This window comes from Xanthomonas sp. NCPPB 3569 (assembly GCF_041475645.2).
Lineage (GTDB): Bacteria > Pseudomonadota > Gammaproteobacteria > Xanthomonadales > Xanthomonadaceae > Xanthomonas > Xanthomonas phaseoli.
Window position 1 is genome coordinate 645,614 of record NZ_CM192969.1, and the last position, 24,452, is coordinate 670,065.

General features: G+C 64.7%; 23 protein-coding genes and 1 pseudogene. 8 read left to right on the forward strand and 16 right to left on the reverse strand.

Annotation, left to right across the window (positions count from 1 at the left end):
- The first annotated feature begins 105 nt into the window (after positions 1 to 105).
- The 3 genes from hppD (at position 106) to hmgA (ending at position 3,375) form a co-directional block, all read left to right on the forward strand.
- Positions 106 to 1,221, forward strand: a complete 1,116-nt coding sequence (gene hppD, locus ACCQ03_RS02630; protein WP_039567387.1) for a 4-hydroxyphenylpyruvate dioxygenase — start codon at positions 106 to 108, stop codon at positions 1,219 to 1,221.
- A gap of 444 nt (positions 1,222 to 1,665) precedes the next feature.
- Positions 1,666 to 1,995: an endonuclease domain-containing protein gene (locus tag ACCQ03_RS02635; RefSeq protein ID WP_209225244.1), complete on the forward strand. Its 330-nt coding sequence runs from the start codon at positions 1,666 to 1,668 to the stop codon at positions 1,993 to 1,995.
- 66 nt (positions 1,996 to 2,061) lie between these two features.
- Positions 2,062 to 3,375 (forward strand): homogentisate 1,2-dioxygenase, encoded by a 1,314-nt coding sequence (gene hmgA / locus ACCQ03_RS02640; RefSeq protein ID WP_057677367.1) that lies wholly within the window; start codon positions 2,062 to 2,064, stop codon positions 3,373 to 3,375.
- A 139-nt stretch (positions 3,376 to 3,514) separates the two neighbouring features.
- On the opposite strand, the gene ACCQ03_RS02645 is transcribed toward hmgA, so the two are convergent.
- On the reverse strand, positions 3,515 to 3,757 hold the full coding sequence (locus tag ACCQ03_RS02645) for a hypothetical protein (protein ID WP_209225246.1): 243 nt from the start codon (positions 3,755 to 3,757) through the stop codon (positions 3,515 to 3,517).
- Positions 3,754 to 4,305 (reverse strand): hypothetical protein, encoded by a 552-nt coding sequence (locus ACCQ03_RS02650; RefSeq protein WP_209225248.1) that lies wholly within the window; start codon positions 4,303 to 4,305, stop codon positions 3,754 to 3,756. The genes ACCQ03_RS02645 and ACCQ03_RS02650 overlap by 4 nt, the downstream gene beginning before the upstream one ends.
- Positions 4,306 to 4,470: 165 nt before the next feature.
- Here ACCQ03_RS02650 and ACCQ03_RS02655 point away from each other — a divergent pair, with 165 nt between their 5' ends.
- A complete protein-coding gene (locus ACCQ03_RS02655; protein WP_057677370.1) occupies positions 4,471 to 5,094 on the forward strand; it encodes a hypothetical protein in 624 nt (207 codons plus the stop codon).
- A gap of 432 nt (positions 5,095 to 5,526) precedes the next feature.
- Here the strand turns inward: ACCQ03_RS02655 and ACCQ03_RS02660 are convergent, their stop codons facing one another.
- From ACCQ03_RS02660 to ACCQ03_RS02720, 13 genes are all read right to left on the reverse strand, one after another.
- Complete coding sequence (locus tag ACCQ03_RS02660) at positions 5,527 to 5,946, reverse strand: Na+/H+ antiporter subunit G (RefSeq protein ID WP_039567396.1); 420 nt, start codon at positions 5,944 to 5,946, stop codon at positions 5,527 to 5,529.
- Positions 5,943 to 6,227: a K+/H+ antiporter subunit F gene (locus tag ACCQ03_RS02665; RefSeq protein ID WP_003486364.1), complete on the reverse strand. Its 285-nt coding sequence runs from the start codon at positions 6,225 to 6,227 to the stop codon at positions 5,943 to 5,945. The genes ACCQ03_RS02660 and ACCQ03_RS02665 overlap by 4 nt, the downstream gene beginning before the upstream one ends.
- Positions 6,224 to 6,730 (reverse strand): Na+/H+ antiporter subunit E, encoded by a 507-nt coding sequence (locus ACCQ03_RS02670; RefSeq protein ID WP_017157947.1) that lies wholly within the window; start codon positions 6,728 to 6,730, stop codon positions 6,224 to 6,226. The genes ACCQ03_RS02665 and ACCQ03_RS02670 overlap by 4 nt, the downstream gene beginning before the upstream one ends.
- The gene (locus ACCQ03_RS02675) at positions 6,727 to 8,265 is read right to left on the reverse strand and encodes a monovalent cation/H+ antiporter subunit D (protein ID WP_057677371.1); all 1,539 of its coding nucleotides are present in this window, start codon (positions 8,263 to 8,265) and stop codon (positions 6,727 to 6,729) included. The genes ACCQ03_RS02670 and ACCQ03_RS02675 overlap by 4 nt, the downstream gene beginning before the upstream one ends.
- Positions 8,262 to 8,636, reverse strand: coding sequence for a Na+/H+ antiporter subunit C (locus ACCQ03_RS02680; protein ID WP_011346152.1), 375 nt, complete (start codon positions 8,634 to 8,636; stop codon positions 8,262 to 8,264). Before ACCQ03_RS02680 ends, ACCQ03_RS02675 begins: the two co-directional genes overlap by 4 nt.
- Positions 8,636 to 11,464, reverse strand: a complete 2,829-nt coding sequence (locus ACCQ03_RS02685; RefSeq protein ID WP_209225250.1) for a monovalent cation/H+ antiporter subunit A — start codon at positions 11,462 to 11,464, stop codon at positions 8,636 to 8,638. Before ACCQ03_RS02685 ends, ACCQ03_RS02680 begins: the two co-directional genes overlap by 1 nt.
- A gap of 396 nt (positions 11,465 to 11,860) precedes the next feature.
- A complete protein-coding gene (locus ACCQ03_RS02690) occupies positions 11,861 to 12,346 on the reverse strand; it encodes an Mpo1 family 2-hydroxy fatty acid dioxygenase (protein ID WP_057678391.1) in 486 nt (161 codons plus the stop codon).
- 96 nt (positions 12,347 to 12,442) lie between these two features.
- Entirely contained in the window at positions 12,443 to 14,041 is a 1,599-nt protein-coding gene (locus tag ACCQ03_RS02695; protein WP_209225252.1) for a M4 family metallopeptidase, read from the reverse strand.
- A gap of 422 nt (positions 14,042 to 14,463) precedes the next feature.
- The gene (locus ACCQ03_RS02700) at positions 14,464 to 16,218 is read right to left on the reverse strand and encodes a peptidoglycan-binding protein (RefSeq protein WP_209225254.1); all 1,755 of its coding nucleotides are present in this window, start codon (positions 16,216 to 16,218) and stop codon (positions 14,464 to 14,466) included.
- A 71-nt stretch (positions 16,219 to 16,289) separates the two neighbouring features.
- The gene (locus ACCQ03_RS02705; RefSeq protein WP_209225256.1) at positions 16,290 to 16,826 is read right to left on the reverse strand and encodes a hypothetical protein; all 537 of its coding nucleotides are present in this window, start codon (positions 16,824 to 16,826) and stop codon (positions 16,290 to 16,292) included.
- Between the two features lie 221 nt (positions 16,827 to 17,047).
- Positions 17,048 to 17,626, reverse strand: coding sequence for a hypothetical protein (locus tag ACCQ03_RS02710; protein ID WP_244664112.1), 579 nt, complete (start codon positions 17,624 to 17,626; stop codon positions 17,048 to 17,050).
- Between the two features lie 223 nt (positions 17,627 to 17,849).
- Positions 17,850 to 18,521 (reverse strand): hypothetical protein, encoded by a 672-nt coding sequence (locus tag ACCQ03_RS02715; RefSeq protein ID WP_209225312.1) that lies wholly within the window; start codon positions 18,519 to 18,521, stop codon positions 17,850 to 17,852.
- A 221-nt stretch (positions 18,522 to 18,742) separates the two neighbouring features.
- Entirely contained in the window at positions 18,743 to 19,669 is a 927-nt protein-coding gene (locus ACCQ03_RS02720; protein ID WP_057678398.1) for a phosphoribosylaminoimidazolesuccinocarboxamide synthase, read from the reverse strand.
- 207 nt (positions 19,670 to 19,876) lie between these two features.
- On the opposite strand from ACCQ03_RS02720, the gene ACCQ03_RS02725 reads away from it, so the two are divergent.
- Entirely contained in the window at positions 19,877 to 20,206 is a 330-nt protein-coding gene (locus ACCQ03_RS02725; protein WP_017157937.1) for a J domain-containing protein, read from the forward strand.
- A 138-nt stretch (positions 20,207 to 20,344) separates the two neighbouring features.
- Here the strand turns inward: ACCQ03_RS02725 and ACCQ03_RS02730 are convergent, their stop codons facing one another.
- On the reverse strand, positions 20,345 to 21,184 hold the full coding sequence (locus ACCQ03_RS02730) for an outer membrane protein (RefSeq protein ID WP_057658745.1): 840 nt from the start codon (positions 21,182 to 21,184) through the stop codon (positions 20,345 to 20,347).
- 285 nt (positions 21,185 to 21,469) lie between these two features.
- Here ACCQ03_RS02730 and rpe point away from each other — a divergent pair, with 285 nt between their 5' ends.
- From rpe to yegS, 3 genes and pseudogenes are all read left to right on the forward strand, one after another.
- Entirely contained in the window at positions 21,470 to 22,141 is a 672-nt protein-coding gene (gene rpe, locus ACCQ03_RS02735; protein ID WP_011346163.1) for a ribulose-phosphate 3-epimerase, read from the forward strand.
- A pseudogene (locus ACCQ03_RS02740) lies at positions 22,138 to 22,637 on the forward strand (GNAT family N-acetyltransferase). The gene rpe and the pseudogene ACCQ03_RS02740 overlap by 4 nt, the downstream one beginning before the upstream one ends.
- Before the next feature lie 233 nt (positions 22,638 to 22,870).
- Positions 22,871 to 23,800, forward strand: a complete 930-nt coding sequence (gene yegS / locus ACCQ03_RS02745) for a lipid kinase YegS (RefSeq protein WP_017157934.1) — start codon at positions 22,871 to 22,873, stop codon at positions 23,798 to 23,800.
- Positions 23,801 to 24,452 lie beyond the last annotated feature (652 nt).

Genomic DNA, 24,452 nt, shown 5'->3' on the forward strand with positions numbered 1-24,452 from the left:
TTTGGTTTCATTTGCAACTACAAACCGAGGGTGGCCTGCGCATTCTCGCGGGTCTTCTGCTACTCCGCATAGCCCTGCGGCCCCCCAAGCGTGGAGAAAACGAAGATGAGCGCACAACCGAACACCACCGCAACCCGCCCCGATCCGGGCATGCAGGTCACCACCTTCGACAATCCGATGGGCATCGACGGCTTCGAATTCGTCGAGTTCGCCGCACCGGCCGGCCAGGGGGAGCAGCTGCACGATTATTTCCGCAAGATGGGCTTCAGCGCGGTGCTGCGTCACCGCAGCCGCCCCATTACCGTCTATCGCCAGGGCGGGGTCAACTTCCTGCTCAACGAAGATCCCGATTCGTTCGCCGCCGATTTCGCCGCCGCGCATGGCCCCTGCGCCTGCGGCTTTGCCATCCGTTTCCGTACCCCGGCCGAGACCGTGCTGCAGACCGTGCTGGGCAACGGCGGTGAAGCGGTACAGAACAAGCCCGACACCCGCGCGGTGCCGGCGCCGGTGGTCAAGGGGATCGGCGATTGCATGCTGTACCTGGTGGACCGTTATGGCGAGGCCGGCAGCATCTATGACGCCGAGTTCGAACCGATCGAAGGCGCCGACCAGCACCCGGCCGGCTTCGGACTGACCTTCATCGACCACCTGACCCACAACCTATATTTCGGCAACATGCAGCGCTGGTCGGACTATTACGAGCGCCTGTTCAACTTCCGCGAGATCCGCTACTTCGACATCAAGGGCGCCAAGACCGGGCTGGTGTCCAAGGCGATGACCGCGCCGGACGGCATCGTGCGCATCCCGCTCAACGAATCGTCCGACCCCAAGAGCCAGATCAACGAGTATCTGGACGCGTATCAGGGCGAAGGCATCCAGCACATCGCCTGCTTTACCGACGACATCTACACCAGCGTGGAAAAGATGCGCGCCGCCGGCGTGAGTTTCCTGGATACGCCGGATACGTATTTCGATGTGGTGGACCTGCGCATCCCCGCGCATGGCGAAGACGTCGAACGCCTGCGCCGCAACAAGATCCTGATCGATGCCGACCCCGACACCAAGCAGCGCAAGCTGCTGCAGATCTTCACCACCAACTGCATCGGCCCGATCTTTTTCGAGATCATCCAGCGCAAGGGCAATGAAGGCTTCGGCGAAGGCAATTTCCAGGCGCTGTTCGAGAGCATCGAGCGCGACCAGATGAAGCGTGGGGTGCTTTGAGGGCGGGGATTGGGGATTCGCTATTCGGGATTGGTGTCAGGCGCTGCGGCTTGGTTGTTAACGCCAGGTTGCATCGTTGATGCCAAAGCGTGATGTGGTTTGAGGGCCAGGGTTGGTGAGTCGCGATTGACCTCGGGGGCTGCAGTCTGGCCGCCAGTCGCGTTAGCCGAGGTGATGCGAATCGTAGGTGCATGAGGGCCGGTTAGATGGTACGAAGCGTGAAGTGCATCGAGGGCCAGTCATGTTCCGGCGTGGTGATGCAAGACGTGACCTTTCCGGCCATATCCCAGGGCAATCTGACTGATCAACGCAGTAAAGCCGCATGTGATCGAAGCCCCTCTCCCCGACGTGAGAGGGGTTGGGGTGAGGGTACGGTGGAGCGATGAAAATCAAACCGCCGTTACCCACGTTGCACTCGCCCACGCACGCGCATTGCGTCGCGATATGACCGACGCAGAGCGTGCACTATGGCGCGGTCTGCGTGGGATTCAGCTCCAAGGCTTCAAGTTCCGAAGGCAGCATCCGATTCCGCCGTACATCGCAGATTTTTGTTGCATTGAAGCCAAGTTGATTGTCGAGCTGGACGGATCGCAGCATCATGCAGTCGGCGATCAGACAAGAACGCGGTGGCTGCAATCGAAGGGCTGGGCGGTGCTGCGCTTCTGGAACAACGATGTGTTGCTTTCGCTGGATGCTGTGGTTGAGGCGATCTCCACGATAGTCGCGCCGCCGTACCCCCACCCCAGCCCCTCTCGCGGAGGGAGAGGGGCTTGAGCATTGCGCTTCTCTAATATCGCACCTCCCTGCAACGGTGGTGCCACAACCGAAGAGCCTACGCCCATGCATGACCAGACTTCCTACATGACCGGCTTCGGCAACGAGTTCGCAACCGAAGCGGTGGCCGGCAGCCTGCCGGTCGGGCAGAACTCACCGCAGCGCGTGGCGCATGGCTTGTACGCCGAGCAGTTGTCCGGCACCGCCTTCACCGCGCCACGCGGCGAGAACCGGCGCAGCTGGCTGTATCGCATTCGTCCAGCGGCCGTGCATGGCCGTTTCTCGCCGATCGAACAGTCCCAGCTCCACAACGACTTCGGCAGCGGCCCGGTGCCGCCGGACCAGATGCGCTGGAGTCCACTGCCGTTGCCGGCCACGCCCACCGATTTCGTCGATGGCCTGTACACCATGGCCGGCAACGGCAGCCCGGAGGCGATGACCGGCGTGGCCGTGCATCTGTACGCGGCAAACGCGTCCATGCACGGGCGGTTCTTCTACAACGCCGACGGCGAGCTGCTGCTGGTGCCTCAGCTCGGCCGGTTGCGGGTCTGCACCGAACTGGGCGTGCTCGAACTGGAGCCGCAACAGATCGGCGTGATACCGCGCGGTGTGCGTTTCCGGGTGGAACTGCTCGATAGCCAAGCGCGTGGCTATGTCTGCGAAAACTTCGGCGGCCTGCTGCGGCTACCGGATCTGGGGCCGATTGGAGCCAATGGCCTTGCCAATCCGCGCGATTTCGAGACCCCGTGTGCGGCGTTCGAGCAGTGCGACGGCGCGTTCGAGCTGGTGGCCAAGTTCCAAGGCTATCTGTGGCGGGCGGATATCGATCACTCGCCGCTGGATGTGGTGGCCTGGCACGGCAATTACGCGCCGTATCGCTACGATCTGCGCCGCTTCAACACCATCGGCTCGATCAGCTTCGACCATCCCGATCCCAGCATCTTCACCGTGCTGACCTCGCCCAGCGACACGCACGGTACCGCCAATATGGATTTTGCGATCTTCCCGCCGCGCTGGCTGGTGGCGCAGCACACCTTCCGCCCGCCCTGGTTCCATCGCAACGTGGCCAGCGAATTCATGGGCCTGGTGCACGGCGTCTACGATGCCAAGGCCGAGGGTTTCGCGCCCGGCGGTGCGTCGCTGCACAACTGCATGAGCGGGCACGGCCCGGATGCGGCCACTTTCGACAAGGCCTCGCAGGCGGATCTGTCGCGCCCCGACGTGATTGCCGACACCATGGCCTTCATGTTCGAGACGCGTGCGGTGTTGCGCCCAACGCAGCAGGCGCTTGACGCCGCGCATCGGCAAGCCGATTACCAGCAGTGCTGGTCCGGACTGCGCGCCGCGTTTCAACCGCCGACGCAGGAAGACGCAACCTAGCGCGCTCAATACCCCGCAAGCAGTGGCAGGTGGTGCGGACGTTGCGCAGGCGCGAAGTGCCTGGAGTGGACGGCGGCTAGCGGCCTGACCGAGTACCAGCCGCCTCCGCCTGGCCGAGCAGCAGGCTTATCAGCTGCGCTCATGCCAGGCCGCAGCTACGGTGCTGCAGCTGCGCTGTCTGCGCGTCGGCGCTGTGATTGCCATTGGCGTTGCCGGTGCGCAGGCTGCTGTCGTTGCGGTAATGCGGTAATGCGGTAATGCGGTAATGCGGTAATGCGGTAATGCGGTAATGCGGTGATGCGGCGATCAGCGCTAGCCCTCGCTGCGTGTTGCGATTCGGCAAGCGCCAGTTGGCGCGCGCTGGACAGGACTGCCAGGTCACGCGGCTTGCAATGTCTCCGGCAGCAGCTCGCCGATCCGTGCGCGGACGCGTTCGGCATAACTTGCCGACGTGATCTGCGGCAGCGCGTGCAACGCCTCGGCGATGGTCGTGCGGATCTGATCGTCGTCGCGCGCGGCGTGCAGTTGCCGATGCAGCGCAACGGCGAGGTCATTGCGTTGCAACTGCAGGATATCGAGCAGGTACAGGCGAGCATTGGTCGCTGCACGGCGACGCAGGCGCTGCAGTTCTTCTTCGCTGGGCCCAGCGTCGGATAGGGCCGCAGGTGCGTGGTCCGCGTCGGGCAGCGCGGCAGTGGCTGCCGTGCGCGTTTGACCCGCAACACCGCCTGCAGCGCTACCAAGATCCAGATACCCCATCGCGCACAGGCTTTGCAGCAAGCCGGTACCGTCGCTGCCCAGCAGCATGGCGAGCGTCGCCAGGTCGCGCTGGCCGTCGGCCAGGATCAACGCGCGCTTTTGCAGCAGCGTCAACGGGCTGCGGTGCGATTGCAGCGTGGTTAGGGCGAGCTCGGTCTTGCGTGGGATCATGGCGACGGTCCTGCGGAGCCAATAGCGTGACGCCCGCCAATGAAGCGCCGATGACATGGCGGCGACGGTGTGTCGCCACGCTCTCCACATGCTCGCGATGGCGGCTGTGTACGCTGGAGCGCACCTCCAGGGAACGCACGCATGACATCCAGATCATTGGCACTGATGAGCGCATTGCTCGTACTGGCCGGCTGCAACCGCGCCGATCAATCGCCCGCACCGGCCGCGTCCGCCAGCGCCGACCACGCACCGGTTGCGGCCGCTGACGACCAACCGGCGGTCACTGTGCCACCGGCCACAGCGCCAACAGGCACATTTCCATCGCACACCCAGCCGGACCCCGCTGCGCTTGCGCGCATGGACGGTTACGGCGACTTGCGCTTCGGGATGGATGCCAGCCAGGCGCGGGCTGCCTGGGGTGGCGATTTGCAGGGCGAAGCGGCAACCGATGATGGCTGTTACCTGCTGCGCCCACGGTGGGCCAGCGATGCGCGTCGCTTCGGTTTCATGTTCGAAGGCGGGCAATTGGTGCGCGTGCAGACCGGTGAACCGAAGGAGACGGCGCCGGGCGGCGGCAAGGTGGGCATGACGTTGGCGCAGCTGCGCGCGTTGTACCCCAACGGCCTGACCGAGCAGCCGCATAAGTACATTTCAGGCGCGCTGACGCTGCGTCTGCCCGACGCTGACACGCAGACCGCGCTGGTGTTCGAGACCGATGCAGACGGCAACGTCACCAGCTGGCGCGTGGGCAAGCCGCCGCAGGTGGATTACGTCGAAGGCTGCGGCTGAAACGCAACGTGCGATGGTGGTGGCGTCTTGCGCAGGCATTTGCATCCTGCGCTAGGGGAGGGCGTGCAATTGCTGCTGCGATACGACAGCTCGCCGCCATCTAGATCAGCTGCGCAATGGCGCGTGCGTCACGCTGCGGCAACGTCGACCAACATGGGCATCACCCTGATCGGCCCAAGCGTCGCGACCGGTGAGCGATGGCGTGCGGTCGCAGCAGTGCTCTGTGCAACGGCGGTACAGCGCTGCCCGTGATTGTTGAGCTGCGCAACACTGCAGGTGCATGCCCATGTGCGGTTGGCGAACGCACGCAGCGAGCGCGCGTGAATCGATGCCCCATGTGCTGATTGCCGCGCCAGTCGGTCGTGCCGTTGAGAAGGTCTTGATCAGCAACCGGACCTTCCCGGGAAACGATCCACGCCGAGCAACAACGCCTCAGTCACCCTCAGACGCAGGCCCCGGATGCTGCTTCTCGCTTTCTTCGTTCTCGCCAACGTCGCCTTTGACCTGCGGCAACCCCTCCTGCTGCGCATCGCCGTGGTTGGGCACTTCCGGGCGGTTTTCCATCATCAACGACAGCGCTGCCTTGGCCATCAAGTGCGCGCTGATCGGTGCGGTGATGAACAGAAACACGGTGATCAGCAATTCGCGCGGTTGCGGATCCACACCCAGAAACAGGTGGTAGCCCACCGAGGCCAGCAGCACGCAGCCCACGCCCAGTGTGCTGGCCTTGGTCGGTGCATGCAGGCGCTTGAAAAAATCCGACAGCTTCACCAGGCCGAAGGCGCCGATCAGGATGAAGAACGTGCCCGCCAACAACAAGGCGCTGAGCAGGTATTCGGTCAGCGCGATCATTCGACGATGCTCCGCCGCAACACGTACTTGCTCAGCACCACGGTGCTGCCGAAGCCGAGCATTGCAATGACCAAGGCCGCCTCGAAATAGATCGGCGAATCCAGGTACATGCCCAGCAGCATCAGTTCGGCGATGGCGGTGACCGAGAGCGTATCCAGCGCCAGGATGCGGTCTGGCACGGTCGGCCCGCGCAGCAGCCGCCACAAGGCCATCAGGATGGCCAGGCCCACCGCATGCATGCAGATCACGATGGTCGATTCGATGAACATGTGGCCGGTCATGGAAAGATCTCCATCAGGGGCTTTTCGTAGCGGGTCTTGATCTCGGCGATCAAGGCCTCCGGATCGTCCAGATGCAGCACATGCACCAGCAGATATTTGCGGTCGTCCGATAGCGCGGCCGAGACGGTCCCCGGCGTCAGCGTAATCATGCTGGTCAACGCGGCGATGCCGTGAATGTTGGCGATATCCAGCGGCACCCAGATGAAACCGGGATGGATGCGCGCTTCCGGCCCGAGCACCTGCGCTGCGACCTTGATGTTGGAGCGCACGATGTCACCCGCGGCGACCAGCAGCATGCGCGGCACCGAGCGCAGCGAGCCGATCTGTGCGAACTCGCGGTCCAGCCGCGCTGCAAAGATCGGTACCACCACGCCTAGCAGCATGCCCAAAACCCATTGCTGCGGGCCGAAGCTATCGCTGAGCAGCAGCCAGAACACGAAGACCGTCACGCTCAAGGGCGGCGAGGGGAACAGGCGGCGACGCAGTGGCAGAGGTGTATTCATGGCTGCCTCCGTTGCGGCGTGGTGGCGCGTACCTGGTCCACATACGCGCCGGGATCGCGCAACTGCGCGGCGGCCGCGTCGGTGTAATGCATCAGGGGACCTGCGGCGCCGGTCATCGCAACCAACCCGCCGAGTAACAGCACCGTGGCGGCGGTCTCCACCGGACGCATGCGGCCACGTCGCGGCGGCTGCAGTTCCGGCGCAGTTTCCGCCGCGGCCGGCACCCGCCAGAACAACCGCACGCCGGCGCGGGTGAGGCCGATCACGATCAGCAGGCTACTGCCCAGCACCGCAGTCCACACCGGTCCCACCAGCCCCTCAGGCACGTGTTGCAGCAATGCGGCCTTGGCCAGAAATCCGGACAGCGGCGGCAACCCGGCCACCGCGACCGCGGCAATCATGAACATCGTGCCCGGAATGGCTCGCCCGGGCAGCGGCGCCACCACTTCCTTGCGGTCGCTGGCACTGCCGCGGCGGCGGCGGATCAGGTCGGAAATCATGAACAACGCAGCGGCCACAAAGCTGCTGTGCGGCAGGTAATACAGCCCCGCGCCCAGCGCGCCGGCATCGTCCAGCGAAAACGCGATGAACAAGGTCGCTGCCGAAAACACCACCAGGTACGACACCATCACCCGCAGCCGTGATGCGGCCATCACCCCGAACGCGGCCATCAGCAGCGTCGCGATGCCCAGCCACAACAGCGCATGGCGACCGAAGCCTTGCAGTGCGCCGGCGCCGAACCACAACGACGATACCCGCAGCACTGCGTACAGCCCCACCTTGGTCATGATGGCGAACAATGCGGCCACCGCCGCCGGCGCTCGCGAATAGGTTTCCGGCAGCCACAGATACAGCGGCAACAGCGCGGCCTTGCTGCAGAACACCAGCAGCAACAGGCCGAGCGTGGCCTTGGCCAGCGGCACATCCTGCGCCGGCAGATCGGCAATGCGCTGCGACAGCTCGGCCATGTTGAGCGTGCCGAACACACCGAACAGCAGGCCCAGCGCAATCAGGAACAACGTCGATGCGCACACGTTGAACACCACGTAATGCAGGCCCACCCGCATCTGCAATCCGCGCCCGCCGCTGAGCAGCAGGCCGTAGGAGGCGATGAGCATCACCTCGAAGAACACGAACAGGTTGAAGATGTCGCCGGTCAGGAACGCACCGTTCAAGCCCATCAACTGGAACTGGAACAATGCATGGAAATGCGGTGCGCGCCGGTCCCAGCCTGCGCAGGCATGCAGCAGGCACGCCGAGCCCAGGATCAAGGTCGTCAGCAGCATCCACGCCGACAAGCGATCGCCCATCAGCACGATGCCGATGCGCGCCGGCCAGTCGCCGAGCAGATAGACCAGGATCTGGCCGTTGGCAGCGCGTGCGAACAGGGCGATGACCGCCGCGGCCAACAGGGCGATGCTGACCCACGCCACGCTGCGCTGCACGCGCGGCCCATAGCGGCGGTGTTCGACGAATAACGATGCCGACGCGCCCAGCATCGGGATCAGGATGGGCAGGATCAGCAGATGGTTCATCGCCGGGCCTGCCGCGTATCCGTGCCGGTGGCGGCATCTTCGTGCGCATCCACATGGTCGCTGCCATTGTCGCTACGGCTGCGGATCGCCAGCACCAGGCTCACCGCGGTCATCGCAAACGCAATCACGATGGCGGTCAGCACCAAGGCCTGCGGGAGTGGGTCGGTGTGGTGCATCAGCTCGGCCGGCACGCCGTCGCGCAACACCGGCGCCTGGCCGCTGCGCAAGCGCCCACCGGCAAAGATCAGCAGATTGGTCGCATACGACAGGAAGGTCATGCCCAGGATCACATCGAAGCTGCGCGCACGCAGCAGCAGATAGATCGCCAATGCGGTGAGGACGCCGATTGCGCTTGCCACTGCCAATTCCATCAATGCTGCTCCGCGGTGCGTGTCGAACGTTGGGTGGGGTCGATCTCGCCGCGCTGCGAACTGCGCGTACGCGAGGGTTTGATCGTGCCCATCATCGACAGCATCAACATCGCCGCACCGAACACCACCAGGTACACGCCGGTATCGAAGCCCAGCGCACTGGCCAGTTCCAGTTCGCCCAATAGCGGCAGCGGAATTTCCAGGTGCCCGCTGCTCAGGAACGGCAGCCCGAACACCAGCGAGCCGGCACCGCTGACCAGCGCGCACAACAAGCCGATGCCGATCAGGCGGATGTAGTCGAAACCAAAGCGCGACTCGACCGAGGCCGTCCCCTGAATCACGTACTGCATCAGCAATGGCACCGCCAGCACCAGCCCGGCAATGAAGCCACCGCCCGGCGCGTTGTGCCCGCGCAGGAACAAAAACAGCGACACCGTCAGTGTCAGCGGGAACATGATCTGCGCCAGATCGGCCGGCACCGGCAACTTGATCGGCGGCCCCGGCATGGTGCGCTCCGGTGCCATGCGCGTGCGGCGCAGCAGGGCGTGCACCACCAGCCCGGCGATGGCGAAGACGGTGATCTCGCCAAAGGTATCGAAGCCGCGGAAATCCACCAGGATCACATTGACCACATTGCGCCCATACGCTTCGGGCAAGGCGCGCTGCAGCAGTTCGCCGGCGACCGAATGGCTGGGTTGGGTCATCAGGGTATACGCCAACGCCGCCAGACCCGCACCGCCGGCAATGGCAAGTGCGGCATCGCGCAGCTTGCGCAGCCGCGCAAGTTCGGGCAACGAGCGCTCGGGCAGATAGTTCATCGCCAGCAGCATCAGCACCAGCGTGACCATTTCCACCAGCAACTGCGTCAGTGCCAGATCCGGCGCCGACAGGAACACGAACGTCAGGCTGACCGCCAGCCCGGTGCCGCCAAGCACCAGTACCGCCAGCAGGCGCTGCTGGTACAGGAAAAGGCTGCCCAGGGCGCACGCGATCATCAACAGCCACACCATCCATCCCAGCGCCGGCATTGGCATGGGGGCGGGCCATTGCGGCAATGCACCGCCTTGCAGGAACGGCACCAGCGCCACCACGACGGCGCTCAGTACCAGCAGCATCAACATGCGCTGCAGGTTGCCGTTGGTGACTGCGTCGGTCATGCGTGCGGTGGCAGCGAACAAGGCGCGCAGGTTCCATTGGAACAGCGCCTTGCCCGGCGAACGGTTCTGGATCGCGTAAAGATCCAGCGTGCGGCGCAACGCGATGTACAACAATGCACCGCCGACGATGCCGGCAACGCTCATCGCCAGCGGCAAATTGACGCCATGCCACAGCGCCAGGCTGTAGTCGGGCAGCCGGTCGCCCAAGATCGCGGTGGCACCGGCGCGCAGTACGGGCGCCACTGTCCACGCCGGCACGATGCCCACCGCCACGCAGGTCAGTACCAGCACGTCGACCGGAATCCGCATCCAGCGCGGCGGCTCGTGCGGCGTGGTGTCCAGCGCGCGCGGGCCTTCGCCGAAGAACGTGTCGTGCACGAAGCGCAGGCTGTACGCCACGCCCAGCAAGCCGGCCAGCAGCGCAGCGGTGCTGGCCAGGATGCGCATCAGTTGCGGCGCTTCGGTATCCAGCGCAACGGCGAAGAACATTTCCTTCGACAAGAAGCCGTTGAGCAGCGGAATGCCGGCCATGGCCAGCGAGGCGGTGATGGCCAGCGCGCTGGTCACCGGCATCAACCGGCGCAGATTGCCCAGCTTGCGCATGTCGCGCGTGCCGGTCTCATGGTCGATGATGCCGGCGGCCATGAACAACGACGCTTTGAAGACCGCATGGTTGATGAGGTGAAACACGCCGGCCACCACAGCCATCGGCGTGGACAGGCCGAACAGCATCGTGATCAGGCCCAGATGCGAAATGGTCGAGTACGCCAGTACGCCTTTGAGATCGTGCTGAAAGATGGCATGCCAGGCGCCCAACAACACCGTGATCGCGCCGATGCCGGTCACCGTGTAGAAAAACAGATCGGTACCGGCCAGCGCCGGATGCAAGCGCGCCAGCAAAAACACGCCGGCCTTCACCATCGTGGCCGAATGCAGATACGCCGACACCGGCGTAGGCGCCGCCATTGCGTGCGGCAACCAGAAGTGGAACGGGAACTGCGCGCTCTTGGTGAAGATGCCCAGCAACACCAGGCCCAGCGCGTACGGATACAGCGGGCTGGCGCGGATCACATCGCCGGCGGCCAGGACGGCATCGAGCTGAAAACTGCCGACGATGCGGCCGATCATCAACACGCCGCCCAACAACGCCAGGCCGCCGCCGGCAGTCAGTACGAAGGCCATGCGTGCGCCTTCGCGCGCGTCCTTGCGGTGCGACCAGAAGCCGATCAACAAGAACGAGCTGATACTGGTGAGTTCCCAGAACACCATCAACAACAGCAAATTGCCCGACAGCACCATGCCGAGCATCGCGCCCATGAACAGCAAGAGATAGGCAAAAAAACGCGACGCGCTATCGCGTGCGCTCAAGTAGTAATGCGCGTAAAGCACCACCAGCGCGCCGATGCCCAGCACCAGCAGGGCGAACATCCAGGCCAGGCCATCGAGCCGCAGCGAGAACATCAGGCCAATCTGCGGCAGCCACGCGTGTTGGCTGGCAATCACTTCGCCGCGCAGCACCGCTGGCGTCGCCAACGCCAGCACCAGCAGCCCGGCCAACGGCGCGGCCGCAGCCAACCACGCAGTGATCGAACGGGATGCGCGCCAGAGCAGCGCAGCGGCGGCGGCCATGACAAATGGCAGCGCCAGCAGAATTTCCAGCGAGAAAGGCATGCAGGGAACACAAGATTCGCGAGCAGGCCCGAGAGCTTAACAAACCGTTGACTGACGTCCGCGTCAACGCCGCCAGCGCGCATCGCCCGTGATCGGCTTCACCCCGCCATCGGCCTCACTGGGCTGCCCATCGCCATGCCGCACTCGCTGAGGTGAGTACGAAGCGTCCTGTGCCGCGTCGAGACACGGCGTGTGCGAACTCCCAGGCCGGCTGCCTGGGTAAGTCGCGCAACGCGGTATCCGCACGCCATAGGGCGCTTCCCGGAGGATTGGCCGTCAGTGGCACGGAGCGCGCGCCGCGCGGCTTGCCGTGGCGCCAGCCAAGCCGGCGGCATGCAACACCCGCACCGCACCGCTGGCGGCCAACGCACATCATCTGAAGATGCGTAATACGCTCTAGTAGCGCCAGCCCAGCTGGCGATACGCCTTGGCCAGCACCCAGATCGGCCCGATCAGCAGATAGGTGAGATCGGTCAGGAAGCTCGGTTTGCGGCCTTCGATCTTGTGGCCGACGAATTGGGCAATCCAGGCCAGCACGAACACCGTCAGCCCGGTGGTCAACAGACCGGCAAGCCCGATGCGGCCTTCGATCAACCGGCACAGACAGCCGAAGAAGAAAAAGATCCCCAGCATGCCCAACCCCAGCGGGCGCGACAGCCGGTTGTAGTACGACCACGCCGCAAACATCGACAGCGCGGCCCACACGCCGCTGCTGAACCAGCTGCCGCCGACCGGGATGCACCACAACAGCGCCACCACCGACCACAGGATCGCAGGCACCGCCAGCACGTGGATCTGCTGATTGGTCGCGTTTTGATGGTCGTCTGAATAGCTGGCGAAATAGCGCTCGATCGGTCGCGCGGTCGTGGTGCTTTGGCTCATGTTCCCTCCCAGGAATGACCCAAGCATACGCGCGCGGATGGCGCCATGGCAGATGTATCCCCCGTCACGCCTTGGCGGCGCGACGAGGGTGCACCGTCAGTTCACCGAAACTGCGCTCCACGCCGCCGCTACCGCGCGGTATTGCGTGGACGTGCTGCCGTACAGATCGGTGGCCGCGCTCAGCGTGGCCCGACGGGCCGCCGCGTAGTTGGTGGACGAGGTCATGTAGACCGTCAGTGCGCGATACCAGATGCGGCTGGCCGCGGCACGGCCGATCGCGGTGAGCGCCGTGGAGCCGCTGCAGACCAGACTGGTCGGGGTCAGGTTGTAGCTGGTGCCGGAACCGAATCCGCTCGGCACCACCGTCCCTTCGGCCAGCAGATAGTAGAAATGATTGGCCACGCCCGAGCTGTAGTGCACATTGAGCGAGCCCAGGCTGCTGCTGTAGCAATCGGGCGATTTGCCATCCAGGCTAGGCTTGAACATATAACGCAACGCCAGTGTGCCGGTGCTGTTGTTGGGGATGATCTTCTCGCCAATCAGATAATTGCCCGGCTCGGCACTGTTGGCAGCGGAGTACTCCACCATGGTGCCCATGATGTCGGACGTGGCTTCATTCAGCCCGCCCGATTCGCCCGAGTAGGTCAGCGCGGCGGTCCGGCTGGTCACGCCATGGGTCATCTCATGGCCGGCCACATCCACCGACACCAGCGGCGTGAACGTGCTGCCGTCGCCATCGCCGAAGGTCATGCAGAAACAACTGTCCTGCCAGAAGGCGTTGTTGTAGCGGCTACCGTAATGCACCCGGCTCCGTGCACCGGCGCCGTCGTTTGCGATGCCTGTGCGCGAATGCGTAGTGCGGTAATAGTCCCAGGTCAACGCCACGCCGTAATGCGCATCGACCGCTGCGGTGACCGTATCGCCGGTGGTGCCGCTACCCCAGGCATTGTCGGCATCGGTGACCAGCGTGCCATTGCCGGAGGTGCTGTTGCGCATGTTGTAGGTCGCACCGCTGCCGCGACTGAGATCGGTCATCTCGTAGCTGGTGCTGCTGCAGCGCGTCGTGTTCACCGTCACGCTGCCTGCATACAACGAACGTCCTGTACCAGCGGTGCTGGTGCCGCCGCTACACGCGGTATGCACCGTATCCCAGGATTCGAGGATGCGCTGGTTCACCGCATCGACGATGTAATGCATCTCGGTCGGTGTCTGGTCGGGTTTGACACCGCTGTAGATCACCTCGTACACCAGGCGCGGCGCGCCTTGGCGTGCATACAGCGCCAGACTTGCACGTGGCGCAGCATCCTGCGCCACATCGAATTGCGATCCGGCCACACGCAATGCGGTTGCCGCATCGATACCCGGCACCAGGCTCGGACGCACCGTGGTGTCCATTGTCTGGCTCAATTCACGCATCACCCCACGGCGCGAGTGCACGACCACGTCGCCACCGATCACGGGCAGTCCCTGATAGGTACGATCGAAGCGCACATGCTCGGTGCCGTCGGCATCGACGATGCTGTCGCGTGCGATGAAGGCGTCGGCCGGCGCGCGATTGGCCAATGCCGACGCGTTGTTCCCCAATAACGATTGCGCGCGCGAAACGGCGGCATTGGCCGACAGATCCGCAGCGGTTGCGGCAGCAGAAAACGTGAGCGCGCAGCAGATTGCCGCGCCCAGGACATGGAATTGCATGACGACTCTCTCCAGAAAACGTGCAATGCAAAGACCGGCAGCCCCCCGACGGCCGGTCGCCGATGGCACCTTGGGTGCCGGCAGCTACGCTTGCACAGTCACGAACTGGACAGTAGTAAAAATTACTGATGTATTGCGTTCTGTGCGCCCGGCCACTTTCCGCTGTGGCGTACATCGCAGAGGTGCAGCGGATGCATGGTGTCATTGGCCGCTGCGGCCATGCATGCGCGCAACGCAGTGATTTCAGGCCGGGTTGCGCCGCATCGTTGCGCCGACGCAGGGGCGCTGCGGTATCCCATCGCCACGCGCTGGCCGTCGAACGATGGTCAGTTTGCGCGATGTCATCACTTCCGCGGCGCATGCGCAAACAAAAACGCCGGCCAATATCCTGGCCGGCGTTTTCTTGATCTATCGCTGAAAGATCAGCGAACTCCCATCGCAACCTTTTGCTGTTCTTGCTGGGCCTGTTGCTGCTGCGACTGACCAGCCAGCAACTGCGCGCTGGTTTGCTCAAGTGGCTGGGCAGGTTGGTTCAGGTCCACCGCCGCCCGGAAGCCCGGCGTGGTGCCCACGACGAACGCCTTGCCGTCCTGCACCGTCACGTTCTGCAGCTTGTCGGCGCTGTCGATCCCATTCTGCTTGGCCTGCAGCGTGACATGTGCCGCGGTCTCGTTGGAGATCATGCTGGGCAGCTTGCTGCGGATTGCGTTATGCAGCGCGTGGTCGGGATGCGATGCATCGTTGAGCGAAGGCCCCTTCGGCGCAGCAACCTGCGCCTCGCGGGTCTGCACCGGTTGCGCAGACAACGCTGCCCGCGTGTCGCGGCCAACAACACCGTCCTGCTGCAGCCCATGCTGCTTCTGAAACGCCATCACCGCCTCGCGCGTGTTGTCGCCGAAACGCCCATCCTCGGCCAGCCGGTTGCCCTGCGCATCGCGCACGCCCAGGCGGTTGAGGTCCTGCTGCAGCTTTCCCACATCCTGACTGTTGTCGCCATGCCGCAAGGCACCTGTGCCGCTTGCCGGTGCTGCATGGGTGTTGTGCGCACCTGCATCGTGTTGGCGACCCTGATTCCAGAAGGTCTCGGGGCTGGTCAGTTTTCCGTTGGCATCGCGCAATTGGTAATGCACATGCTGGGCATATTGGCTTGCGCCATTGGGTCCACGTCCCCCCATCGTGCCGATGGCATCGCCTGCCGACAGCGTCTGACCTTCTTTGACCTTGACGCCATCCAGATGCAGGATCTCGTGCGAGTTGCCTTGTGCATCGCGAATCTTGACGGTGCCGTAGCTTCCGCCTGCAAAGGTCACCGTCCCGGCGATCGGCGAATGCACGGTTGGATGCTGCAGATTGCGTCCTGCCTGACCGCCCTGATAATTGAAGTCGGTGCCGCCGTGGTCGCGCGCGCTGCGGTGCTCGCCGTAATGCCCGGTGACATGCGGCGCGGTGCCGCTCTGCGGCGGAAGCATGCGCTCCATGGTGGCCTGGAACGACTGCGCGTTCGAACCGGCATGCGGTGTTTGCGCCGGTGTCGCATGCTGCGCAGGCGCAACAGTCTGTCCGAGCTGACCGTGTTCGAGCTTGTGCATCACATCGGGCGTGAGGTCGCGCTGCCAGCGCGCGAAGCGGCTTTCGCGATCAGCCAGTCCATTCGGCGGGTCGCCACCGTTGATCGCAACGCCTGCTGCATGCGCATCTTGCCTGGCCGCTTGCGGCACATTGTGCTGCCAGTACCAGGTTGCGATCCGCGACGCATTTTCCGGTTGCGCGGCCAGTTCGGGGTGCGCGACCAGGTCGAGTTTCAACGCTTCGCCGGCCTCGCGATACTGATCCTTGCCGGTGAGCTGGATGTAGCCGCGACCACGGTAAAGATAACCATCGCCGGGCTCGTTGTTGCCCATGCGCCCGCCATACATCAACTCGGCAAGTTTCTCCGGCTGGCCGCGCAATGCCTCCAGGCGCGCTTCTTCCAGCGCCTCCGGTCCTTCGCGCAGTGCAGAACGCACTTTCGAACTCACTTGCGAGGGGCCGCGGGTGTAGCGGAACCCTTCTTCCAGGCGGTTGAGTCCGCCCGATTCGTGGCCTACCTGGGCCATGAAATTGGCCAATTCGGTTGGCCGGGTGATTCCCGCTGCATAGTCTGCCTGCAGCAGCCCTGTCTCGCGATCGGTTGCCATGGTGTAACTCCTCATTTCTCAGCAACATCAAAAACGGACCCATCCTTGTCCGTGTAAGCCATTACTTCCTTTTAATTTTGCTTATGGGCTCCAGCCTCATCCAGCGCGGCGACTTTCTTGAGCGTGGCGGGGTCGAAGTCCTGGAACGTCACCGTTCCAAAATCCTTGTCGGTTAATTCCAGGGTGTTGTGTTGTTCGGTCTCGGTATCGGAAAGATCGCGCACAACCTTGTCCAGCAACCAGGTTTGCTTGTCTGCCGAATACTTGAACGTGAAGTCGTCGGCCCAGCGTTCGCGCGACCCGCCTGAAATGGAGATGGTGAATTGCCTGGGCTGGACGCGCGAAAACGCATACGGGTCGCCTGCCAGACCGCCGCAGCGGGCACAGGGCACGATGCGATCATTTTCAGCGGCCTTTTGCAGGCGGCCATCGGCGTTCTGGGTCAGCAGCAGGACGCGACGTGGCTGCCCTTCGCCGAGCTTTTCATTACCGGTTGCCGGCGGAGAAATCACCACAAGTGCGTCCGAATGTCCGGCGCCAGTCAGATCGCCGCGTTGGGTATCCAGCGCCTTCGATCCTGCTGGAACGAAGGAGTCAATCGTTGCCATGGGTACAGTCCCTTGTGTCGGTGTGGCAGGGGGTGACGCGGCCGCGGCGGGTGATTGAGCCGCGGTCGTCGGTGCACTGGCCGGCGTGCCAGGCGCATCGGCGGCCTGCGGACCGTTACACGCGGCAAGCGCTAATGCCAGCACGGGGATGAGCAGTCTGAAGCGGGGCACGGCCGTCTCCTGATGTGGGGGAGTTGCATGGCGCGGTGTTGCCTGCGCCGTTACAGCGACTGGTCGTCGACCTTGACCAGGGTCCAGCATGGGCGCTGGGCGAAGTGGTAGACCTGTTGATCGCCGCTGTCAGGTGTGCGGACCAGCACCTGACGACCGCCTGCATCCTCGGACACCGCCACCTCGCGTCCCGTGGAGCGGGCCACGTCCAGATTCGGGATCACCGGCCATTGGACGTCGGCCAGCGCAACCTGGCGAGTGATTGGCGCCGGTTCCGGCTGCGCATCCGGATCGATCCGGATCATGGTCAGCGGGTCGGCCGTGGCTTTCTCCTGGGCCGCGATGTCTGCACTGAAGCTTTTTAGAAATGCAGAAAAGTCGGTCGTGGGGCAGGCTGTCGGCTGAGCGGGCGTGGCCGCCGCTGTAGCAGGCGTTGAGGCGGCAGGCGCGGCACTCGCTGCCTCTGCTGTCGCCGCGGGCATTGCCGCGCCTGCTGGCTCTGCTTGCGGTTTGCAGGCAACCAGCGCCAGGCTTAGTGCGATGGCATGCAGGGACGTTCGTAAAAGGGCCAACGGATCCTCCTGATCGTATCGGGCGATGTGCGAGCGGGCGGAATGGTATCCGCGCATTGCGTGCAAATGCGTGAAGGCTTGCGGGGCGAGCGTGCAGCGGGCCGGCCGGCACGCGGCAGGCCCGCACCCCGGGAGAATGACCGGCGTGACAGTGGCCGGTGCTCAAACGAATCCAAGACCGATGATGGTCATCAACACAGGCCAGGTACCGCATCTCGATCCATCGCAAAGTCGTCAGTGATGGATGGATTACCTTGAAATCACCCGTTGGCGCGAACAACTAAATTCCGCTCGAAAATACATCCAGTGCATACGCACTCACCCAGCCTTGCGCGCAATTGCCAACGGATTGTCCTGGTGCAGCCGCGTGGCAGCCCTCACCACTTTCAGGCTTGATCTGCTTGATCGGCCTGTCGCCATAGGTTTTGCACAATGCGTTGTTCTTGCACTTTGCAATGGTGTCCGCTCGAATTGCGGTGACGTAGTAATAACGCGGGTTCTGTCCGGCGCGGCCGATCGCCTGGACGCAGACGAGCTGACCTTGGGTCAGGTTTGCCGTAGCCGTTGCGCTGCTGCCGGTGGTGGGCACCACGTTCAATAGATCTACTCCGTTCACCTGGGCGACTCCGGCGAAAAATCCCTCATTGCCGCAATCGGGCGAAAACTCCACGTCATAAAAATCACCACGATCGACATTGCCTGCTGTGCATCCCTTTGCAGCCTTCGCATCCGTGCAGCTGACGCCAGCGGCCTGTATCAATGCGCCAAGTCTGTCGGTGACCTGCGAGACCGCAGCTGTGTTGTTTTTCACAGATGCTACCGGCGCTGCTGCTGGAGCGGACGAGCTTGCAGATTGGCCGGCCGTGCAGGCGCTTAGCGCGAGCAACAAACTGGACAGTGCCGCATTGCGGAAGGCAGGCAACGTGCGAAAGAAGTGACTTGACCGAGCCATTGCGACCTCGTTGGGCAAGAGCGCACACCATCGTGGCGAGCATGGTGGAATGAATTAGATACGATTGTGTGCAGTGCCCGTCATGAAGTTTCACGCACCACCGCCAGCTTGGCCTTGGTTGGCAGGCGATGGGCTCGGAGCACGCCGATTATTTCAGCGCTTCAGTCATGGCGGCGTCTGCGTACTGCGCCGACTCGCCCCCTTCAATCGGGGGCAGGCCATCAATCCACCGAAATGTCCGCCAGCCGCTGCAGCGCTTCGGCATATTTCGCACGCGTGCGATCGATGACGTCGGCCGGCAGGCGCGGGCCGGGCGCGGTCTTGCCCCAGTCCAGGGTTTCCAGATAATCGCGCACGAACTGCTTGTCGTAGCTCGGCGGGCTGGTGCCCGGCTCGTATTGGTCGGCCGGCCAATAACGGGAGGAATCCGGGGTCAGCATCTCGTCCATGATGTACAGACGGCCATCGGCATCGGTGCCGAATTCGAACTTGGTATCGGCCAGCAGGATGCCGCGTTCGGCAGCAAAATCGGCGGCAAAACGGTAGATGCGCAAGGTGGCGTCGCGCACCCGTTCGGCCAGCTCGGCACCGACCGTCTTGACCATTGCATCGAAGTCGATGTTTTCGTCGTGGTCGCCAACCGCTGCCTTGGTCGAAGGCGTGAAAATCGGCTCGGGCAGTTTCTCGGCCTGACGCAGGCCGTCGGGCAATTCGATACCGCTGATCTTGCCGGTACGCTGGTAATCCTTCCAGCCGCTGCCGATCACATAGCCGCGGGCGATGGCTTCCACCGGCACCGGCTTGAGCTTGCGCGTGACCACGGCGCGCTTGGCGTACAAGGCCCGGTCGACACCCTCGGGCAATACCTGCTCCACGCGGATGTCCACCAGGTGGTTGGGCATCAGGTGCTCGGTCTTGTGGAACCAGAAGTTGGATACCTGGCATAGCATCTCGCCCTTGCCGGGAATCGGGTCGGGCAGCACCACGTCGAACGCAGACAGGCGATCGGTGGCCACCATCAACAGATAGTCGCCGGGGGGCGCATCGGCGGGCAGGCGGTCGCGGGGAATATCGAAGACATCGCGGACCTTGCCACGGTGACGCAACGGCAGGCCGGGCAGATCGGATTGCAACAGCGTGGTCGACACAGGCACTCCTAAGGACGTCGCTATGACGCTGTCCCCGGGACCCGGCGGGCCCGCGGGTAGGCAGCGGGCCGCGTAGTGTACGGCGCTTCGCCGCCGCCCGCAGAATTTATTGGAGCCCGCGCGGTAGGGCCTGTGCAGGCGCCGTCAGCCAGGCCGGGCGGGCGTTCGGGTAAGATCGCCAGCCCGCCTCCCGCCCCCGATCGCCCCATGTCCTGGTACGGAAAACTGCTCGGCGCATTGGCCGGCGCCTTGCTGTTTCGCGGGGCGCCGGTGGTGGGGCTGATGATCGGGCTGGCGATCGGCCACGCGGTCGACGCCGGCTGGTTCAAACGGCGCGCGGAAAATCCGTACGAAGCGCTGGGCCTGGAGCCGGATGCCACCACCGCCGAGATCGACCTGGCCTATCGCCGGCTGATGTCGCGCTACCACCCGGACAAGGTCGCCAACGCCGACCCGGAAGCCCGCCGCCAGGCCGAGAAGAAGGCCAGCCAGATCAACGCCGCCTACGACCGGATTCAGCGGCTGCGCAGGCGCTGAGCGAAGGGGCGCACCGACATCTGCTGCGTCCAGCAGTGCCGGGCGTCAGCGCAGCGTGTTGTTCCCCCGGAAAGGCCTCACCCAATAAAACGCCTGATCGTCACGATCAGGCGCCGCGGGCACGCACGCACCCGGCTCTCAGAACCTGTAGGTCACGGTCAGGCGTAGCGCATTGGTCGAAAGATCGGTATCGGTACGGCGCAGATCGGTACCGGCCGGATTGACGCGCAGGAAGGGGTTGGTGGGTGGTGCGGAGCCGGGCCCGACGCGCACGCGGGTGTCGTCGTCCTGCAGGCGGGTGAACAGGTATTCCACGCCGACCGAGACCTTGTCGCTCAAGCGCCGCTGCAGGCCGATGCCGGCCTGGTAGCCATCGGCACTGTCGCCGCCACTGCCGGTGAAGCTGTTGGCGGTATTGCTGCTGGCAAAGCGGTGGTCGAATTCGCCACGCGCCAGACCGGCGGTGATGTAGGCCAGGTAATCGCCCTGGGTGCCGAAGGCGTAGCCGATGCGGCCGCGCAACGCCGCGGTGCGGTTGAGCTGGCGGGTGAAGGTGTAAAACGCGGGCGTCGTGCTGAAGGCGCTGACGCTGTCGCGGACATCGTTGCGGGTGTATTCGGCGAGCACGCCATAGACCCAGTTGCCGGCCTGCCAGTCGTAGCCCAGCCGTGCGCCGTATTCGGCACCGCCCTTGTCCTTGCTGCAGCCGCTGGCCGGGGTGCGCCCCGCCGCTGCGCCACCGCAGAAACCGGGCGAAAACGCATCGGCACCGGTCGCGGTGCTGACCTGGTCGCCGTCGCGGCCATCCAGATTGGTATCGAAGCCGAAGCGGCCACCGGAGACGCCGGCCGGATCGGCACCACCGACGTTGGCACCGATGGAAAAACCGGACCAGTCAGCGGGGCCGGATTGCGCCCAGGCCGAGGGCGCCAGGACGAGAAGGGCCAGAGTGGCGGAAGCGAGCGGGGTGGGTTTCATGCGATCTCCTTGCATCTGGCGCGGCGCGCCGGTCAGGTACGTACGCGCTCGCGTTCGCTCCGGATGCACGTGGGCTGACGTTGGGGGCGGCATTGCACAGCGGTAGAGCCGCCGGCGCCGCGGCAGGTGCGCGATCGCGCAATGACTGCGAGCTGCCGGCCCTAGCCTGCGGTGGTAGCGGCGGCCTGCCCGCGGCGTGCGCCCCAAGCGCCCAGCGGCGTTCGGCTTTCCTCGCCGGGCCACGGTTGCGACAATGGCGCTCCTGCATTTTTTTCCGAGCTGCCCATGCAACCGACGGCGATCGCCCCGTCCATCCTGTCCGCCGATTTCGCCCGTCTGGGCGAGGAAGTGAATAACGTGCTCAAGGCTGGTGCCGATTGGGTGCACTTCGACGTGATGGACAACCACTATGTGCCCAACCTCACCATCGGCCCGATGGTGTGCCAGGCGCTGCGCAAGCACGGCATCACCGCGCCGATCGACGTGCATCTGATGGTCGAGCCGGTGGACCGTATCGTGCCGGATTTCGCCGACGCCGGTGCCACCACCATCAGCTTCCACCCCGAAGCCAGCCGCCACGTGCACCGCACGATCCAGCTGATCAAGTCGCATGGCTGCCAGGCCGGGCTGGTGCTCAACCCGGCCACGCCGGTGGACATCCTGGATTGGGTGCTGCCGGAGCTGGACTTGGTCTTGGTGATGTCGGTCAACCCGGGCTTCGGCGGGCAGGCCTTCATCCCGTCTGCGCTGGACAAGCTGCGCGCGATCCGCCGCAAGATCGACGCGACGGGCAAGCCGATCCGGCTGGAGATCGATGGCGGGGTCAAGGCCGACAACATCGGTGCGATTGCCGCCGCCGGCGCCGACACCTTCGTCGCCGGCTCGGCCATTTTCAATGCGCCCGACTATGCGCAGGTGATTGCGCAGATGCGCGCGGCGGTGGATGCCGTGCGATGAGCCGGCCTGCGCCGCAGATCCGCAGCGCCACGCCTGCGGATGTGCCGCTGCTGCATGAACTCATCACCGCGCTGGCGGTGTACGAGCGCGAGCCGGATGCGGTCAAGGCCAGCCAGGAGGAGTTGCGCGCCAGTCTGTTCGGCGAAGGGGCCACCGCGCATGCGTTGATCTGCGAGCGCGACGGCCAAGCGCTTGGATTTGCGGTGTATTTCTTCAACTACTCCACTTGGCTGGGCCGTAACGGCTTGTATCTGGAAGACCTGTTCGTGCGGCCGGAAGCGCGCGGCAACGGCGCGGGCCTTGCGCTGTTGCGGCACTTGGCGCAGCTGGCCGTGCAGCGTGGTTGCGGGCGGTTCGAATGGTCGGTGCTGGACTGGAACCAGCCGGCCATCGACTTCTACAAGGCAGTCGGTGCGCACCCGATGGAGGGCTGGACCGTGTACCGGCTCGACGGCGAGACGGCGAGCGGCTGGCCGCGTTTGCGGCGGGCGGCTGAGCCGGCTGCGTCGGGAGGTCAGCATCCCGTAAAAGGAAGCCGCTCCCGAGGAAGCGGCCTTCAAGAAAACTGGAGGCTGATCCTGCCTCCGCCCGTCGTCCCTGCTATGGCCTTCTACTCTCCTGGTTATCGATGACACCGCAATGACAGTGTGCCGGCGGCGCCCATTCACGATCTGCCCATTGGCCCGCTGCTAGCCTGCGGACATTCCCCTCACGGCATCGGCAGCGCGCATGGCCCCGTCCCACTGGCGTCTGATCCTCAACGGCAAGTCCACCGATAATCTGGACCTGCGTGAGGCAGTGGGAACGCTGCGCGAGCGCGGCATCCAGCTCGATGTGCGGGTCACCTGGGAAGACGGCGATGCCGAGCGCTACGTGGGCGAGGCGGTGGCCGATGGCGTGCACACGGTGGTGGCCGCTGGTGGCGACGGCACCCTGAGCGAAGTGGCCGCCGCGCTGGCGCACCACGAAGGCGATGCGGCCACGCTGCCGTCGCTGGGCTTGGTGCCGCTGGGCACTGCCAACGATTTTGCCACCGCCGCCAACGTCCCGATCGTCCCGCTGGAAGCGTTGAACCTGATCGCCGAGCGCGTCGCGCAGCCGGTCGACCTGCTGCGGATCGACGCCGACCATGGCCCGCACTGGTGCGCCAATGTGGCCAGCGGCGGCTTCGGTACCCAGGTCACGGTGGAAACCGACGAAGGCCTGAAGAAAATGCTCGGTGGTCTGGCCTATCTCATCACCGGCATGTCGCGGCTGGGCCGCATCGACCCGATCAGCGCCCGTTTCAGCGGCCCGGAGTTCAGCTGGGAAGGCGAATTCATCGCACTCGGGCTGGGGAACGGGCGCCAGGCCGGTGGCGGCCAGGCGCTGTGCCCGGAGGCCCTGATCGACGACGGCCTGCTCGATGTCACCATCGTCCCGGACCTCGACGGCGAGGTGGCTGCCACCCTGGGCACCCTGGTCACCGGCGGCAAACAGGCCGCGCTCGAACGCGTGGCCGTGCGCGCCCGCGTGCCGTGGCTGGAAATCGTGTCCCAGCAACCGCTGACCTTGAACCTGGACGGCGAACCGGAAACCTCGCGGCACTTCCGCATCGAATGCGTCCCGGCGCGGCTGCGGATGCATTTGCCTGCCGACTGTCCGTTGGTCGGTGGGTGAGTGCGGGGAATCGGGAATCGGGAATCGGGAATCGGGAATCGGGAATCGGAAGAGCGTGATCGGCCCGCGCTGATGTGCGGTCGTCCGGTTGATGCATGCGCGCGAGCCCATGCAGTGCCATGCCTCCACCATGAACGAGTCCGGTAGCCCCGGACAATCGCATGCCAACCCAAGCGGCGCCGGCTCAACGACGGCTAAAGGGGGCGCTGCGGCTCAGCGGAGCAACGATCGGCGCAACGCTCCGGCTAAAGCGGAGCAGCGCTGCGGCTGAAACGGAGCGACGATTGGCGCAACGGGTTGGCTGCAGCTCAGACGAAGTAGGGCGGCAGAAACGGAGCAATGACAAGCACGCGGCCCTAAGCCCCTCTCCCGCCGGGAGAGGGGTTGGGGTGAGGGTCCCTGCGCCGACACTGGTGCCGCTGCCACGACCCAGGCCGCACGGGAAATCAACCCGTGCAGCGCGCAACACCCGACGCCTGTCGCCAACCGCAGGTTATTCGTGCCAGATATCAGCCGGTGCGCAAGGCTACGTCCGCCAACCCCCTTCCGTGCTTCGCATTCCGAAGCGCGTTGGCCGCGGCCTGCTGCCCTCGGCCGACACTTGCGCTACAGTACTCGCGTGTCCCGCCTGACGACTCCACGCTCCTTCTCT

Coding starts and splice junctions, on each gene's coding strand:
- hppD (WP_039567387.1), top strand. CDS start 106: ATGAGCGCACAACCGAACACCACCGCAACCCGCCCCGATCCGGGCATG.
- ACCQ03_RS02635 (WP_209225244.1), top strand. CDS start 1,666: ATGACCGACGCAGAGCGTGCACTATGGCGCGGTCTGCGTGGGATTCAG.
- hmgA (WP_057677367.1), top strand. CDS start 2,062: ATGCATGACCAGACTTCCTACATGACCGGCTTCGGCAACGAGTTCGCA.
- ACCQ03_RS02650 (WP_209225248.1), bottom strand. CDS start 4,305: ATGATCCCACGCAAGACCGAGCTCGCCCTAACCACGCTGCAATCGCAC.
- ACCQ03_RS02655 (WP_057677370.1), top strand. CDS start 4,471: ATGAGCGCATTGCTCGTACTGGCCGGCTGCAACCGCGCCGATCAATCG.
- ACCQ03_RS02660 (WP_039567396.1), bottom strand. CDS start 5,946: ATGATCGCGCTGACCGAATACCTGCTCAGCGCCTTGTTGTTGGCGGGC.
- ACCQ03_RS02665 (WP_003486364.1), bottom strand. CDS start 6,227: ATGACCGGCCACATGTTCATCGAATCGACCATCGTGATCTGCATGCAT.
- ACCQ03_RS02670 (WP_017157947.1), bottom strand. CDS start 6,730: ATGAATACACCTCTGCCACTGCGTCGCCGCCTGTTCCCCTCGCCGCCC.
- ACCQ03_RS02675 (WP_057677371.1), bottom strand. CDS start 8,265: ATGAACCATCTGCTGATCCTGCCCATCCTGATCCCGATGCTGGGCGCG.
- ACCQ03_RS02680 (WP_011346152.1), bottom strand. CDS start 8,636: ATGGAATTGGCAGTGGCAAGCGCAATCGGCGTCCTCACCGCATTGGCG.
- ACCQ03_RS02685 (WP_209225250.1), bottom strand. CDS start 11,464: ATGCCTTTCTCGCTGGAAATTCTGCTGGCGCTGCCATTTGTCATGGCC.
- ACCQ03_RS02690 (WP_057678391.1), bottom strand. CDS start 12,346: ATGAGCCAAAGCACCACGACCGCGCGACCGATCGAGCGCTATTTCGCC.
- ACCQ03_RS02695 (WP_209225252.1), bottom strand. CDS start 14,041: ATGCAATTCCATGTCCTGGGCGCGGCAATCTGCTGCGCGCTCACGTTT.
- ACCQ03_RS02700 (WP_209225254.1), bottom strand. CDS start 16,218: ATGGCAACCGATCGCGAGACAGGGCTGCTGCAGGCAGACTATGCAGCG.
- ACCQ03_RS02705 (WP_209225256.1), bottom strand. CDS start 16,826: ATGGCAACGATTGACTCCTTCGTTCCAGCAGGATCGAAGGCGCTGGAT.
- ACCQ03_RS02710 (WP_244664112.1), bottom strand. CDS start 17,626: ATGCGCGGATACCATTCCGCCCGCTCGCACATCGCCCGATACGATCAG.
- ACCQ03_RS02715 (WP_209225312.1), bottom strand. CDS start 18,521: ATGGCTCGGTCAAGTCACTTCTTTCGCACGTTGCCTGCCTTCCGCAAT.
- ACCQ03_RS02725 (WP_017157937.1), top strand. CDS start 19,877: ATGTCCTGGTACGGAAAACTGCTCGGCGCATTGGCCGGCGCCTTGCTG.
- ACCQ03_RS02730 (WP_057658745.1), bottom strand. CDS start 21,184: ATGAAACCCACCCCGCTCGCTTCCGCCACTCTGGCCCTTCTCGTCCTG.
- rpe (WP_011346163.1), top strand. CDS start 21,470: ATGCAACCGACGGCGATCGCCCCGTCCATCCTGTCCGCCGATTTCGCC.
- yegS (WP_017157934.1), top strand. CDS start 22,871: ATGGCCCCGTCCCACTGGCGTCTGATCCTCAACGGCAAGTCCACCGAT.